Source organism: Sphingobacterium gobiense, from assembly GCF_002980575.1.
Classification (GTDB): Bacteria; Bacteroidota; Bacteroidia; order Sphingobacteriales; family Sphingobacteriaceae; genus Sphingobacterium; species Sphingobacterium gobiense.
The window spans coordinates 259543-275875 of sequence record NZ_PVBS01000003.1; the positions used below are offsets into that span (position 1 = coordinate 259543).

Here is a 16333-nt window from a genome sequence, read left to right on the forward strand (position 1 = left end):
TATGAAGCAAAAGAACAAATTATTAGGTATGATGAAGAAATACGTGATCATACTGTTGTTAATGATACCGTTAACCTCTATCGCTCAACAGGCTGCGGTCATACGGGGCACGGTAATGGACAGTAGGGGACAACCGTTGGCAGGAGTTACGGTAGAAACGGTAGATTCTGTCAAAAATCAACGTTTTCAAGCATCTACCAACGCCAACGGGATTTTTTTCCTAGGGGGATTGTCTTCGGATAGATCGTATGATGTACTGTTTAGTAGACTTGGGTATGAACGGTATGTCGAGCGTCGTTTCTTAGTCCGGGCGGGCGACAATAACTCTTTGCTCGTAAGAATGTCAGCAGGTAGTGAAAAAGTAGATGAGGTCGTGGTTGTTGGATATGGTACGCAACGACGAGCACTTGTTACGAGCGCGATTAGTAAAATGAATGTCGATGAGTCGACCTTGCGACCAGTAAGTAGCCCAGCTCAGTTGTTGGACGGCCGAATTGCAGGTGTCTCTACGGCGACGGGATCAGGCAACCTTGGAAGTGGGGAACGCGTCAGCATACGGGGAATATCCTCGCTTAGTGCAAGTAATGAGCCGTTATATGTAATCGATGGTGTACCTATTACCAATTCGAATAGTAATCTCTACAATTTCGGCGAATCGATGAGCTCGCTGGCTACGCTGAATATCGCAGATATCGAGTCTGTAGAAATACTGAAAGATGCTGCTTCAGCGGCTATCTACGGTTCCAGAGCGACAAATGGCGTAGTGGTGATCACTACCCGATCGGGAAAAGAAGGTCGTGCGGATATACGGCTTAATGTCAATGGCGGAATGACGAAATTCCCTTACCTAAATAAGATTAAAATAGCGGATTCAGAACTGTATGTAAGGAGCATGAACGAAGGGATTGCCAATTACAATGAACAGTATGGATTGCAAATAGGCGATTCGGGATACAAAATGCCTATTTCTAATCCATTTGGAAATTTACCCGACACAGATTGGATGGACATCATTACGCAGACAGGCTCATTTTTCACCGTAGATGCTGCCGTTTCGGGGGGAACAAAGAAGATGAAAAACTATTTTGCCGTCGCCTATACGACGCAGGAAGGTGTCATCAAAACGAACGCAATGGATAAAATCAATCTGCGGGGCAAGATGAATTATGAGGTAGCACCTTGGTTGGAAATTGGAACGAACAACTCTGGAAACTACGTTAGAAATAACCAGATTCCGGGAGCCACGCTGGGAACGACCATTATTGGTCGCGCGATTCAACAACGTCCGTTTGACCGTCCTTATAAGCCAAATGGTGACTATTACGTGGGTGGAACAAATGAACTGGTATATCATAATCCAATGCAAATTCTCAACGAACAGACGGCTTATATAGAGGATTTACGGTACTTAGGGAATTTCTATGCAACCTTAAAGTGGAAAGATAAGCTCTCGTGGAAATCGTCATTCAACGCAGATGTTACGCAGACGTATGATCATACTTATTACAATGAGAACCACCCTTATGGCGTGGGGATAGGAAGATTGTTGGATCGCAATAGATTGATTCGAAACTATTTGTTTGAGAACGTCTTGACTTACAATGAAAAGTTTGGCGATTTTTCATTGAACGCAATAGCGGGCCACTCTTTTCAGAAAATAGATACCCGAACTACATATATTGACGCACGGGGGTTTCCTTCTCCGTCTTTCGTGGTGGCAAGCGCAGCGGCAGAGACAATGTCGTCGTCGGGGCGCGGTATTTATACGTTGGAGTCCTATTTTAGCCGTGCCACGCTTTCGTATTTGGACCGTTATATCCTAACAGGTACTTTGCGTACAGACGGATCATCGAGATTTCATAGAGATAACCGTTGGGGATGGTTCCCGTCAATATCCGCCGGATGGAATATTTCGGAAGAGGAATTTATGCGGGGAAGTGGTACCGATCTGAAATTCAGAATGAGCTACGGGCGAACTGGTAACCAAGATGGTCTGGGGAGCTATGTTTATCAAGCGTTGATGGAGGGTGGTTTTAATTACGGTGCCAATAGCGGTATTGCTGTGACAACTTTCGGAAATCGGGATTTGACCTGGGAAAAAGCCGGGCAATACGACATTGGATTTGACATCGGACTATTCAACGGAAGGGTAAATATGATGTTAGACTGGTATCAGAAAAATACGACCGATCTGATTTACTCGATGCCTGTACATGCGACAACCGGTGTCACTTCAATTACTACGAACATAGGATCGATGCGAAACAGAGGGGGCGAATTCACTTTGAATACACATTTCAATTTCGGTCAATTCCAATGGCTATCCCAGTTTAACATCGCTACGAATAAAAATAAAATTACTTCACTCATTGGAGACGACGAGCCGATTAGTATCGGCGGGAACAGGGCGTTACAGGTGGGACAGGAGATTGGTGCTTATTATTTGTTCAAGATGGAAGGTATTTATCAATACGATGGGGAAGTACCTAAGGAGCAATATGATATTGGGATACGTGCCGGTGACGTGAAATGGAAAGATGTCGATGGAAACGGTATCATAAACGACAATGATCGTGTGGTTATGGGGTCTTCTAATCCAGATTTCTTCGGCGGATGGAACAATACGTTCCGCTATAAAGGGGTTTCATTGGATGTGTTTTTGTCGTATGGATATGGAAACGATGTCTTCGCACAATGGCAGGGTGAGGTTGCTCGGCTAGGACATAACAGTGCAATTATGACGGAACATGCGGAAAATCGGTGGACAGGCCCCGGTTCAACGAACAAATTTCCGCGTGCGCTGAATGGGGACATTAATAATGTACGTAACTCCGATCGTTGGTTGGAAGACGGTTCCTTTATTCGCCTGAGAACATTGATGCTAAGCTACAATTTTCCTACACAAATGTTGAGCAGATATCACATCAAAGGTTTACGAGCCTTCCTCCAAGGAGATAATTTATTTTTGATTACAAATTATCCTGGATGGGATCCCCAAGTTAGCAACAATATGGATCCACGTTTCTTTAGCGTAGACACCTTCAATGTGCCACAACCAAGAACGTTTACGGTAGGACTCAATGCAAACTTTTAAATATATAGCAATGAAGAAATATATAATAGCAATGATCGTTTTGGCATTATGTAATGCATGCGCTAACCAATTGGAACAGTATTCGTTTACGGCAATATCCCCCGATGGGGTGGATATACGAGATATTCCGGCTGTGCGGAACGGTATGTACAATAGTGTGCAAAATGACCCCACTGTACGCTCGTTTATCCTTTTTGATATGCTCGGCGGAACGCTACAGACCAATTCGGGAACATCCCGGGACCTGATAAATGCAACGTTAAGCCCGCTGAACGCTACTATTGGATCGAGTTGGAATGGCTACTTTAGCGCGCTCTATCAGGTCAATAATATGCTTGCTGTGGCAGAACATTTTCCAGAAGCCGAGCTCGCATTCTTATCTAGGGGAGAGGCTCACTATTTTCGCGCATACATCTATTTCTGTTTAGCAACACGTTGGGGCGATGTGCCTATTTTACGTAGTAATACAATGGAACGGATATCTCGGGATCCAATAGCAAATGTTTGGGCATTTATTGAGGAAGAATTGGATGCTGCTGCTACACTATTGGGGACGGCTTCAAGCTACTATTACGTGTCTCGCGACGCCGCTATTGCCCTCAAAGCAAGGGTTCTGCTTAGCCAAGGGAAAAAACAGCAGGCCGCCGATTTGGCCGAAAGATTAATTACTAGTGGGGCGTATCGACTGGATGCTTTCGAGCGTATATTCCGTAGCGGAGCGAATACGGAGATTATTTTTGCATTCGAGAACCGTACGGAGGAATCGAGTATCAATATCAGTGATTTGTTTTATACTTATGGTCATCCCAATAGAGGACAGGGGTCATATAAACCTACGGCTGAAACCATTGCACTGTTTGCCGACGAGGATAATAGAAAGGCGATATCGTTAATCAATATTGCGGGTACGGAATGTATCAACAAATATCCAAGTGGACAGACCGGCCGCGACCCTTTTATCGTTTCTAGAATTGCTGAAATGTACCTCATTAGTGCCGAAGCACAGGGAAGATCATTAGGTGTGGAGCGATTGAATGAATTGCGAAGATTCAGAGGTTTAGCGGATATCTTTCCAGTTAGCGATGAGGATTACCTGACTGCAATATTAACAGAGAGAAAACGCGAGCTTTTAGGGGAAAACTTTATGTATCACGACTTGGTAAGGACAGGACGGGCGCAAGAGGAATTATTTTTGCTCGATCATCAGCACGTATTGCCTATTCCGGGCAGAGAACTGCAGTTGAATCCTAATCTGGTACCTAACCCAGGCTATTAATCGTATACAAGTTTAACCGGAGATCGAATTAAAATTTAAACAGATGAACAAGACAAAAAATATATGGTGGATGACGTTAGCGATATCGCTCGTCCTCCTCCAATACAGTTGTGATAAAAAAGAGTATCATTTCGAGTATAAGGCAGAACCCAAAACTGAAACCGGCAGAAAACTCGTGGACGGAACGGATCTTTTTGCGCAAATATTCACCGATACGATGTATACGGTAACGGATGGTGTCGTCGCTAGCGAAATAGAATACCTATCACAAAAGGGGTTGGCGATGAAGATTTTTATCTTTGATGTTGACCTTAGTCATCCAAACGTAGATATCGTGGCTTCGTCCCCAAACAATGCAAATGCCTTTGCCATGCAGCGTATGACAGAACAAGCTGTCCATGCAGATAATGAGATTAACCGGGTGTGGGCTGGTATAAATGGAGATTTTTACAATATGGATAACGGTACTCCCCGGGGGGTGTTTTATAAAAAGGGTGTTGCGCTGCGTACAACGTTTGATGGTGGAGATAGAAGCTTTTTTGCGATCGGCGATGATGGTCTTGCGTTTGTGGCGACTAGAGAAGAGTATCCAGATATTGCCGCGGCAGGTGTTATCAAAGAAGCGGTGGGCGGTAGCGTAACGCTACTACGTGAAGGAAATGTGCTTACACATACTGATAATACCATAGAACCGCGTACTTGTATTGGTGTTTCCGCTGACGGCAAGCGGGTATTCATGATGGCCGTGGATGGTCGGAACTTTTGGTATTCTAATGGAATGTTATTCGAGGAGTTGGGACACTGTTTGAAAGCACTGGGTGCCGAAAATGGTATCAATCTGGATGGTGGAGGTTCTACCACATTTTTCGTTCGTCATTCGCCTGATTTTACTGAGGATCGTTTTAAAGTGCGTAACTGGCCTACAGACAATGGAGGACAGGAGCGCTCGGTTGCGAACGGGTTATTGATTATTTCTGAATAAGAACAGTTTTAACGAAAATAATATGAACAGATATATGAATTATAGGATTGGCGTACTTCTGCTGTTGTTACTGGGTATTTGCTTCTCCTGTTCAAAAATCGATGATTTAGGTGATTTTAATCCGCAGGATCCTGATCTGTCTTTAGCAACAGACGTCATAGAAGTGAGTAAGGACGGTGGAGCGTTTACCATCAACGTGGAATCCAATTTACCGTGGCGTGCGAAAAGTAGTGCGGACTGGATTAGTTTATCGTCGGAGAATGCGTTAGCTACCGGTGAGATCGCATTCAACGCTGCACGAAATAGGAGTACAGATCAAAGGAGCGCAGAGATAACTGTATGGATTACTAAGGATTATGAAAAGAAAATCCGTGTTATCCAGGCACCTGCGGAGCTTAGCGACCTGATTACACATTACTATGTAAAGGTTTCTGGAACGGACGAAAATTCAGGATTATCTTGGAACGAGGCAACAACGTTGGAAAAGGCACTAGACGAAGTGATTCCGGGCGATGTTATCCACATTGCAGCAGGCACCTATACGCCTACAAAGACGATTACGGGTGGCAGTGCGAGTAATTCAGCAGATAAGACCTTCGAGATACATAGTAACATCAGCCTGATCGGTGGATATTCGGCCGATGCGACAGAGGGGGAGGTGTCTGATCCGACCTTGCACGAAACAGTCCTGAGTGGAAATACCGCTTCCGGAAAGGTGTATCATACCGTAGCCATAACAGCTCCTGTTCAGGGAGACCAAAAGGTTGTCTTGCAAGGTCTTTCCATCAAGTATGGACAGGCAGCCAATAGTGGTACTGGACATATTACTCTTAATGGTGCCCAATATTATCGCTTTTATGGCGGAGGATTAATAGTGGCTCGATCGGTTGTAGACATTATCGATTGCGAAATATCGGAAAATACAACGGGCTTCCATGCGGCTGGTGTGTTTGTCTTTTCAGGTGCCATTGTCCGGTTTGAGCGCAGTACCATTAAAAAGAATAATGGTACCCATAACGGCGGCAATGGCGGAGGGGTGTTTAATGAGGCGGCAACGGTCTATTTTAATGACTGCGAGATATCGAGCAATACCATTAGTGGTGTTGGTGCGGGGATTTATGCATTTTCGTCGTCAGAACCTACATATACTTACATCTATAATACCACGGTAGCCCATAATAATAATGATATTGGCAATGTTAGTCAGACCCGAAGAGGAGGGGGGATTTATGGACGAGAACGTTCGGTGACAATAATTGTCAACTCTACCTTTTACGGGAATACCGGTGGTCATGGAGCAGGTATCAGCTTATATGGAACAGCTGCGGCGCCATCGCGAATGGATGTAATCAGTAGTACGGTTACAGGCAACCAAGCCTTTAATAATGGAGGAGGTGTAGAGTTGACGGCCAATACAACACTTAACATCTTTAATTCCATCGTTTCGGGTAATACTGCTGGCAACGGAGGGGATATATTTGCGGGTTCTGGTGCTAATCCATCATTTTCTTCGAGTGTTCGCGGTAACCAATTGTTGGATAACAACGGTGCTGTCATCGATGCGCAGACATTTGATTTTGAAACAATGTTGGGTAATTTTACGAACAATGGAGGGTATGCTGAGACTGCAGTGCTATCTTCAAGTTCGCCTGCAGCAGCATTGGGAATGTCCGCTACTCAGCTGGAAAATTTAGGCAACACGTTTAATCCTGCTATACCACCTGAAGTGACTGCGTATGATCAAAACGGTAAGTCGCGTAGTGGTGCAGCTATGGGGGCCGCTATACCGTAATAAAAGTTTATCATCAAATACGACGGCCGATCAAAGAACGCAATAACAAGAGGCAGTCCATTGTGGACTGCCTCTTGTTATTGTATGCTTTTTCATCGCGTTATTTCTTTGGTAAAAAGTCTTCCCGGAAGGGAGAAAATACATCGATTAGCATACCTGGCTCGATGCAAATACATCCATGTACCGAATGCGGCGGAACATAATATCCATCTCCTTTACTTATTATTTTCTCCTCACCATCTATCGTCATTTTGAAAGAACCACTCTCTACATAAGTCACCTGTGCATGAATGTGGCTATGTAGTTCGCCTACGGCACCAGCTTTAAATTGTACTTTTACAAGCATAATGGTATCATCATAACCGTACACCTGACGTTTTATTCCATTTCCAAGATCTTCCCACTGTCCTTGTTTTTCAAATTGAAAATTTTCACTTCTTATCATATGGTGTTTTCTTGAATGTATTGTTCTTATTTCGACCACTGAATTTTTTTATCAAAACTGTTAAGTCAATATCTTTCTGTTAACGAATTTAAGAATTATACTCGATAAAAAACAACTAAAACACCTTATGACTTAGTGTATACGAAATCGTTATCGTGAATATTATGGTGTAAACCGTTGAGAATGACTAAAAAAATAGCTAAAATTGAAAGTTATAAACTTACGACTATAATAGCATGAATATTTTAGAGAGATTCTCGTTAAAAGGGAAAGTTATCGTGGTAACCGGCGGAACGGGCATTTTGGGAAAAGCTTTTATTAAAGCCTTAGCAGAATCCGGAGCTAAAATTTGTATTATTGGAAGAAGCCAAGAGAAAGCGGATGAGCGGGTAAAAATGGTAGAGACATTAGGCGCCGAGGCGTTAGCCGTTGTTGCAGATGTAATGGATGAAGATTCTGTTCGAAAAGCTAAAGAGCAGATTTTGGCTAAATGGGATACCATTGACGGATTAGTGAATGCGGCGGGAGGAAATATTCCGGGAGCTACTATCGGACCGAATGATGACCTATTTGATAACAAAATTGGGGATACTATTAAGGCTATAGAACTGAATCTATATGGTACCATCGTTCCCACACTCGTCTTTGGAGAGGTTATCGCAAAGCAAGGAAAAGGCTCCATTATCAATATATCGTCTTTGGCTGCGAGCCTGCCGATTACACGCGTTTTAGGTTATACGGTGGCGAAGCACGGTGTAGAAGGTTTTACGAAGTGGATGGCGACAGAATTGGCATTGCGGTATGGTGATAAGGTACGTGTAAACGCCATCGCGCCAGGTGTGTTTCTAACGGAACAGAATCGTACATTGCTGACCAATCCAGATGGTAGCTATACGGAACGGGCGGGTAGGTTTGTACAAGGCACACCCTTCTCCCGTTTAGGAGATCCATCAGAATTGGAAGGTACACTGGTGTATTTGTTAAGCGATGCCTCGGCATTTGTTTCAGGTGAAACCATCTTTGTTGACGGTGGTTTTAATAGTTGGTGTGGAGTTTAGGTTTTATAATATGAATAAAAATTTTTTAGAACAGACGTGGCGTTGGTATGGACCCAATGACCCGGTATCCCTACAAGATGTAAAGCAGGCTGGAGCAACGGGAATTGTGTCTGCATTGCACCATATTCCGCACGGTGATGTATGGCCAAAAGCGGATATTTTGGAGCGGAAGAAAGTAATAGAGGAGGCAGGACTTGTGTGGTCAGTAGTGGAGAGTGTAACGGTACACGAAGCGATAAAGACACGTTCGGGGCAGGTGGATTTTTATTTAGATAATTATCGTCAAACACTGACTAATCTAGCGGAGTGTGGAATCAAAACAGTATGCTATAATTTTATGCCGGTACTGGATTGGACACGAACGCAACTAGATAAGGTGATGCATGATGGATCCAAAGCACTTTATTTTGATTGGATTGATTTGGCCATTTTTGATATATTTATTTTGGAACGCCCTGATGCTAGCGCGTCGTATTCAGCTGAAATTGTGCAACAAGCAGAAAGTCGTTACGCTACTTTCGATGACGAGGCGAAGAAATTTTTGCTTTCTAATGTATTAATGGGTATTCCTGGGGAGAAAGATCCGTCACTGGAAGATTTGCAACGCAGTATTGATATTTATGCGGCGATAGGCTTCGATGGACTGCGGGAGAATCTAACTTATTTTCTTTCTTCTATTGCGGATGTTTGTGAGGAGCATGGCATAAAAATGACAATACATCCTGACGATCCTCCTTATGCCATCCTAGGACTACCGAGAATTGCGAGTAATTTAGCGGATTTTAAGTATATTATCCAAACGGTAGACAAGTCGTTTAATGGCGTTTGTTTCTGTACAGGCTCACTAGGTGCGGGGCCTGATAACGATCTGGTGCAAATATTTAAGCAAGTACAGCACCGTGTTAATTTCGTGCATCTACGTAATGTAAAGAAAGATGCTATAGGGAGTTTCTATGAAGCAGATCATCTGGACGGCGACGTCGATATGTATGCCGTTATGAAAGAGCTGGTTGCTGAAAACCAAATACGGGAGAAACCCATTCCATTTCGACCAGATCATGGACATCAAATGTTGGACGATTTGAATAAAGTTACTAACCCAGGGTATTCAGCGATTGGTCGCTTACGAGGATTGGCAGAATTGCGTGGACTAGAATTGGGAATAATACGTAGTAGGTAGACTATTATCCAATAGTAGAGCGTCGAAGTTGAATGGCAGTGGGAAGCTTAATGTCTTCCCACTCGATTTGGCTTCGATTCTTTTTGTGCATAATTTCGACGAGCTTGTTTACTGAGATTTCTCCGATTTCCGACGTTGGTTGCCGAATGGTGCTTAACGCAGGATTCAAAGACAAGGCCAGGTCGGTATTGGCAAAACCGATAATCGCTAGGGTTTCCGGTACTTTTATTTCTAGCTTAGCCAAAATACCCAATAGATGGGTGGTGATGGTGTCGGCAACGCCGATAATAGCATCTGGTGGACTTGGTAATTGCAGTAAATATCTCACATGTTTTTCCATGTCATCTTGCAAATCTGCTAGGCTTTTCACGTTACAATGTACAATATATTCCTGCGTGACGGGTATTTGAAAATCTTCGTGTGCATCGATGTACCCAGATAGTCGTTTGGTTGTGATACCTTGATGCGCTCCACAGAATATGGCTATTTTTTTTCGACCGATGTCCAGGAGATGTTTACACGCGTTATAAGTTCCTTCCGAGTTTAGCACACCTACTTTGTGTGTTTCGATGGGATAATACGTTCTGTCAAATATAACGAGAGGCGTAGTTCTGAGGATCTGCTTGGCCAATGATATATTTGATCCTTCATGAATAGGGCAAAAAAGAATGCCATCTACCGATTTGTCTAACATGGATTGGAGAGCTAATTCTTCAAGCTCTTCATTTTCCATGGTGTTCATAATGATAATCCTGTAATGATGCGTAGCGGCAGCATTTTGCATTCCTGCGATAATCTGCGCCTCGAAAGGTCCTGTCATCTTGGGGAGAACAACACCAATAGTATTTGTTTTTCCCGTTTTAAGGAACTTGGCAAGAACATTAGGTTGATAGTTGTGCTTTTTTGCAAACGCTTGCACCGTTCGTTTGGTTACCTCGCTAATTTCGTGGCTATCATTCAATGCTTTTGATACTGTCGAAACAGACATATTTAATGCCTGGGCTAAACTTTTAAGTGTCGTCTTCGCCATTATAAATCTTATCTAAGGTCAACTATCTCATAATTAGGATAATCTGACGTTTTGAATGTAAACCTTGCTGCGGGAATTTGATGGTTTACATAGAGCGTGTTAATGGTGTAGGTATATCGAGATCCCGATTTATCGTACACGGTAACATCTTGAATATGTTTGTTTGGATTTATTCGCAGCTTGATTTTAGCATAGTTTGTCTTCGTATCTGTAGGTGTCAATTCTACGACGTTCAATACGCCTTTGTTTTGCACTTCGTCCTTTGTGCTTTTATAGTCAAATCCTTTTTTGTAGAACGTAAAAAGATTGTTAGGGCTAATACTTTCGGTGTTATTGTCTGACTCGCTCACTTGTACCTCCTGATCTTCTTTGAGAACGGACCAAGTGCTTCTACCATCACTGATAATATCTTGCTCATGCAACTCGATACGGAACTGGTTCTTCGGTTTGTTCAAGAACAAAGTTCCCTTATCTACATGGCTCCCTCCCTGTGCTTGCTGCATTGAAAAACTGAAGTCAGACTGTATAGTCTGATAGGCGTCGTATTTTGCAGAGACCTCGTCCAACAATTTTTTTGCTTTGGCATCCACCTGTCCGAATGCTACGACAGCTGTACAAATGAAAGCAACGAAAAACGCTATTTTTTTCTTCATCTTATTCGCTATTTCTTAACGTTTCCAAATACTGTTCCAGTGAATACTCGTCGGGATAAAGTACTTCACGTGCTTTACTCCCCTCAAAAGGGCCAACAATCCCTGCGGCTTCCAGTTGATCGATTATTCGCCCTGCTCTGTTATATCCAAGTTTTAGCTTGCGTTGAATCAATGAGGTCGAGCCTTGTTGGTGCATGACAATCAACCGGGCAGCTTCTTCAAAAAGTTGGTCACGATCACGCGAGTCAAACTCCATACCACCGCTCCCTTCTCCGTTTTCGTCTACATATTCCGGCAACATAAAAGCAGATGGGTATCCACGCTGATTCCCGATAAACTCCGATATCTGTTCTACTTCTGGAGTGTCCACAAAGGCACATTGGATACGGGTTAAATCACTTCCAGTCGCTAATAGCATGTCCCCACGGCCAATCAGCTGGTCCGCACCTCCAGCATCCAAGATTGTGCGAGAGTCTACTTTGGATAGAACCCTAAACGCCAAACGTGCTGGGAAGTTCGCTTTAATAGTACCTGTAATAATATTTACCGATGGTCTTTGTGTAGCAATGACCAAATGTATCCCAACAGCACGAGCCAATTGTGCCAATCGTGCAATAGGTGTTTCTACTTCTTTTCCCGCTGTCATCATCAAATCTGCAAACTCGTCAACTACCAGAACAATATAGGGTAAGAATCGATGACCCTCTTCAGGGTTTAATCGCCGGTTAACAAATTTCGCATTATATTCTTTCAAGTTACGTACCGCCGCATTCTTCAGCAAGTCGTAACGTTGATCCATTTCGATACATAAGGAATTGAGCGTGTTGATTACTTTTTTGGTATCTGTGATAATAGCTTCGTCTTCGTTCGGTAATTTCGCCAAGAAATGACGCTCTATCGTTTTGAAAAGAGAGAGTTCGACCTTCTTGGGGTCAACCATGACAAATTTTAGTTCGGCAGGGTGTTTCTTATATAAAAGAGAAGTCAGGATTGCGTTGATACCAACAGATTTTCCTTGTCCTGTCGCCCCTGCAACTAACAAGTGAGGCATTTTTGCTAAATCCGCTATATATACCTCATTCGATATCGTTTTACCTAGCGCTATAGGTAAATCCATGTCCGTTTTCTGAAACTTTTCTGTTGCCAGCACGGAGCGCATCGATACCATCTCTGGGGCGCTGTTGGGCACCTCAATACCAATAGTTCCTTTACCAGGCATAGGTGCAATGATACGTATACCTAAGGCCGCAAGACTCAAAGCAATGTCATCCTCCAAGTTTTTTATTTTAGAAATACGTACGCCTGGCTTTGGGATGATTTCATATAACGTTACCGTTGGGCCGATTGTCGCCTTGATATGTTCAATCTCAATGCTGTAGTTGCGCAATGTCTCTACGATACGGTTTTTATTGGCCTCTAGCTCTTGCTGGTTAATGGTAATTTTGCCGCTTCCGTATTCTTTTAGCAAATCCAGCGTAGGGTATTGGTAGCCCGAAAGATCTAATTTGGGATCGTATTCTCCAAATTCGGCAACAAGGTCGTTAGCCGTAATCGCTTTTTCTTCTACCACTTTCTCTACACTAAGCGCGGGTCCATCAGCCATCGGTTTCTGTTCATGGTGTACAGGCTTTTCAATGACCTCAGGAACATCCACCGTAAAGGTAATTTCATGTTTGTTTTCTTCTTTATTTTCCACTTGCATATTAAGGGTTGTTTGTGCAGAGGCAATAAAGTCTTCTTGGGCTATATCTTCTACTTCTTCCTCCTGTATGGGGGTATGAAGGGTGTTTTGCGAAGTATTTGCAGTGGAATTTATTTTGTCCGTAAACGGTTCAAAGTTATCTTCTTCCTCGTCTTCTAAGTCCTCATCTATCTTTTTTGATGACCAAGTCCACCGCAAATCTAAATTGTAAACCAGGATGAGTACGGCCAAATAGGCAAAAGCTAGGAGAGCGGCAATGCCGGTACTACCTATCTGAATTTTGAGTAGCTGATTTGTCCAATAACCAAACTTTCCTTCAAGTATATGAGGAGAATCTGTTAGGAAATCCTGTAAGAACCCTAATGTTACTGATAAGTAAATGATGGTTGTGGTTGAATAAATGATCGTCTTCCATACCGGCAGAAGAGATTTTCGATATAGAAATTTATATCCAACAATAAAAAGTATGAATGTAAAAACGAAGGAAGCTACGCCAAACCATTCGTAAATAAACTGATTGGCGAGTAAGGCTCCTAGCTTTCCCAGCTTATTTTCAACAACAGGAAGTTCTATAGCGTCATCTGCTATTTCATCGGCGCTCCGAAATAAGGTAGACCAGCCGCCGTTTGTTTCCGTTATGTAACTTTGGTCTTGTTTCCATGTAAAAAGATACGAAACAAATGAAACGGCCATAATGAAAGAAACAAATAGCAGAAAAATGCCAAATATCTTCAGGGCTTTACGCTGTCCTTCTGAAAAATTGATGCTTTCAAATGAACTAAAGCGTCTCTTCTTACTATATGTGACATTCCCTGCGGTACGCGGAGCACGTTTAACACTGCTTGCATTGCCGGTATTTTTAAATGTATTTCCTTTATTTGACATGAAAATTAGATAACTTTCCTAATTACAAACTTAGGAAAAATAAAAGAAATGTTGACCTCGTAAAAAGCGGTTGTCACTCAAATGTATTTTCCTTTCATATCGTCTACATACAGGCGGTTTACGAAATACATAAAAAAGCGCTCCATTTCTATTGGAACGCGCTCATTATTATTGCTGATGAAGTTATTTTGCAATAACTAGAAAGTAATTTTTCTTGCCACGTTGCGCCACGATGTACCTGCCGCTGATCAGATGTGTGGTGTTAATCGTTAATTCAGCGTCATTGATTTTCTCTTTGTTGATAGCGACACCGCCTCCCTGCAGCATTTTTCGTGCTTCACCCTTTGACGGGAAAACTTGCGTATGAACCGCGAGAAAATCCAATACATTGATGCCTTCCGTCAACTGGCCGGCAGTAACTTCGAACTGTGGGACTCCATCGAAAACCTCTAATACACCATCGTGCGCTAATTCAGCCAAAAATTCCAAAGAACCATTGCCGAATAAAAATTCGGAAGTTTTAACTGCCGTTTCGTAATCTTTCTTCGAGTGCGTACGTATCGTGATATCCTTTGCCAGTGCTTTTTGTACCGTTCTGGTATGCGGTGCGGCATCATGTTCCGCAATGATAGCGTCAATCTCTTCTTTTGTCTTGAGTGTAAAGATCTTAATCCAACTTTTGGCGTCATCATCTGTTGTGTTCAACCAAAATTGATAGAATTTGTACGGCGATGTTTTCTTTGGATCTAACCAAACAGCTCCCGACTCCGTTTTGCCAAACTTTTGTCCGTCTGCTTTTTTGATCAATTGGGTGGTAATCGCATAAGCTGTTCCCTGGTCTTGACGACGGATCATTTCGCTTCCAGTCACGATATTTCCCCATTGGTCTGAACCTCCCATTTGTACTTTACAGTCGTGATGCTTCCATAGATAGTAGAAATCGTACCCCTGTATCAGTTGATAGGTAAATTCAGTAAAGGAAAGACCATTGTCTCCTTCAAGACGTTTTTTTACAGAATCTTTCGCCATCATGTAATTTACAGTGATCAGCTTGCCAACGTCACGGATAAAGTCCAAAAACTTAAAATCCTTAAACCAATCATAGTTGTTAACCATTTTCGCGTCGTTGTCACCATCTCCGAAATGTAGGAATTTGGCGAGCTGTGTTTTTAAACTGCTAACATTGTGTTGTAATGTGGCTTCATCCAACAGATTGCGTTCGGCAGACTTAAAGGATGGGTCGCCGATCATTCCTGTTGCCCCACCAACTAATGCCACGGGTTTGTGTCCTGCGTTTTGAAAGTGGATGAGGGTCATTATCTGTGTTAGGTGTCCTACATGCAGTGAATCTCCTGTTGGGTCGAAGCCGATATAGCCCGAAACTTTTTCTTTATTAAGTAATTCTTCTGTTCCGGGCATGATATCTTGTAACATCCCTCTCCAACGTAGTTCTTCTACAAAGCTCATTTTTTTGTGGTTAAATTTTTTTAATTAAGATTGCAAAGATACAAGATTAAGCTGTATCTTACGATAATTAATAAGATGTTTGGGTTCGTGAATTTTTTGTCGCATTATTATTTTGAACGCTATAGCCCACATTCTGAAAGGATATTAGGCGCGCTGCTTCCGGATTTACTCAAGAATGTGGATAAGCGATATAATTTTCATCCACAGCGGTTTGAAGATGTACTTTTTGCTCATCCAAAAACGATGTGGATATCGGAAGGCTGGTACAGGCATGTAGAGGTCGATAGGCTCTTCCATACATCCGACTTCTTCCTCGATCATACACATGCATTGCGACGCAGACTAGATTCTGTTGTAGCACACCTTCCGGTACGGGCATCCTTTTTAGCGCATATCGCACTCGAGCTGTTATTGGATCATTTGCTAATCGATCATACATTAGTCAACCCTAGTAGGTTATACGAGCATTTAGAGCATGTTCAGAAAGTGACCATAGACAAGTATTTACGGACCATAGGAGAGGTTGATACGGAACAATTTTCTGTTTTTTTTAAACGCTTTGTGACTTCCCGGTATATTTTGGATTATGTCGATATCAGCAATCTTTCTTATGCACTCTTTAATATTTGTAAACGTGTTTGGACATTTGAAAGCACCGGCGAAGATCGGGATAAGCTAACAGCATGTTTGCGATTGTATAAAGAAGAGCACCTATCGAACTACATGTATATTTTCCACGAGATACAAAGTAAACTACCTTAGTTTGGTT

12 protein-coding genes are annotated in these 16333 nt (G+C 42.7%); 7 read left to right on the forward strand and 5 right to left on the reverse strand.

All coding sequences use genetic code 11. From position 1 onward, the window contains the following. The first annotated feature begins 1 nt into the window (after position 1). Genes C5749_RS16150 through C5749_RS16165 form a run of 4 tightly spaced genes read left to right on the forward strand, consistent with a single transcriptional unit; the run spans position 2 to position 7144 of the window. Positions 2 to 3094 (forward strand): SusC/RagA family TonB-linked outer membrane protein, encoded by a 3093-nt coding sequence (locus C5749_RS16150; protein WP_105727254.1) that lies wholly within the window; start codon positions 2 to 4, stop codon positions 3092 to 3094. 10 nt (positions 3095 to 3104) lie between these two features. Continuing rightward, positions 3105 to 4370 carry a RagB/SusD family nutrient uptake outer membrane protein gene (locus C5749_RS16155; protein ID WP_105727306.1) on the forward strand — a complete coding sequence of 422 codons (1266 nt, stop codon included), beginning with the start codon at positions 3105 to 3107 and terminating at the stop codon, positions 4368 to 4370. Positions 4371 to 4413: 43 nt separating this feature from the next. Further along, a complete protein-coding gene (locus tag C5749_RS16160) occupies positions 4414 to 5352 on the forward strand; it encodes a phosphodiester glycosidase family protein (RefSeq protein ID WP_105727255.1) in 939 nt (312 codons plus the stop codon). 22 nt (positions 5353 to 5374) lie between these two features. Further along, positions 5375 to 7144 carry a BACON domain-containing protein gene (locus tag C5749_RS16165; protein ID WP_105727256.1) on the forward strand — a complete coding sequence of 590 codons (1770 nt, stop codon included), beginning with the start codon at positions 5375 to 5377 and terminating at the stop codon, positions 7142 to 7144. 100 nt (positions 7145 to 7244) lie between these two features. Here C5749_RS16165 and C5749_RS16170 read toward each other — a convergent pair whose 3' ends face one another. Continuing rightward, entirely contained in the window at positions 7245 to 7589 is a 345-nt protein-coding gene (locus tag C5749_RS16170) for a cupin domain-containing protein (RefSeq protein WP_105727257.1), read from the reverse strand. A gap of 236 nt (positions 7590 to 7825) precedes the next feature. Here C5749_RS16170 and C5749_RS16175 point away from each other — a divergent pair, with 236 nt between their 5' ends. Then, the gene (locus C5749_RS16175) at positions 7826 to 8647 is read left to right on the forward strand and encodes an SDR family oxidoreductase (protein ID WP_105727258.1); all 822 of its coding nucleotides are present in this window, start codon (positions 7826 to 7828) and stop codon (positions 8645 to 8647) included. Between the two features lie 10 nt (positions 8648 to 8657). Beyond that, positions 8658 to 9827 carry a mannonate dehydratase gene (uxuA, locus tag C5749_RS16180; RefSeq protein ID WP_105727259.1) on the forward strand — a complete coding sequence of 390 codons (1170 nt, stop codon included), beginning with the start codon at positions 8658 to 8660 and terminating at the stop codon, positions 9825 to 9827. Positions 9828 to 9831: 4 nt separating this feature from the next. Here the strand turns inward: uxuA and C5749_RS16185 are convergent, their stop codons facing one another. From C5749_RS16185 to tyrS, 4 genes are all read right to left on the reverse strand, one after another. Continuing rightward, positions 9832 to 10857, reverse strand: a complete 1026-nt coding sequence (locus tag C5749_RS16185) for a LacI family DNA-binding transcriptional regulator (RefSeq protein ID WP_105727260.1) — start codon at positions 10855 to 10857, stop codon at positions 9832 to 9834. 8 nt (positions 10858 to 10865) lie between these two features. Then, positions 10866 to 11510, reverse strand: a complete 645-nt coding sequence (gene lolA1, locus C5749_RS16190) for an outer membrane lipoprotein periplasmic chaperone LolA1 (RefSeq protein ID WP_105727261.1) — start codon at positions 11508 to 11510, stop codon at positions 10866 to 10868. Between the two features lies 1 nt (position 11511). Then, the gene (locus C5749_RS16195; RefSeq protein ID WP_105727262.1) at positions 11512 to 14097 is read right to left on the reverse strand and encodes an FtsK/SpoIIIE family DNA translocase; all 2586 of its coding nucleotides are present in this window, start codon (positions 14095 to 14097) and stop codon (positions 11512 to 11514) included. A 183-nt stretch (positions 14098 to 14280) separates the two neighbouring features. Further along, positions 14281 to 15564: a tyrosine--tRNA ligase gene (tyrS, locus tag C5749_RS16200; RefSeq protein ID WP_105727263.1), complete on the reverse strand. Its 1284-nt coding sequence runs from the start codon at positions 15562 to 15564 to the stop codon at positions 14281 to 14283. An 87-nt stretch (positions 15565 to 15651) separates the two neighbouring features. Here tyrS and C5749_RS16205 point away from each other — a divergent pair, with 87 nt between their 5' ends. Next, the gene (locus tag C5749_RS16205; RefSeq protein WP_181151492.1) at positions 15652 to 16326 is read left to right on the forward strand and encodes a hypothetical protein; all 675 of its coding nucleotides are present in this window, start codon (positions 15652 to 15654) and stop codon (positions 16324 to 16326) included. Positions 16327 to 16333 lie beyond the last annotated feature (7 nt).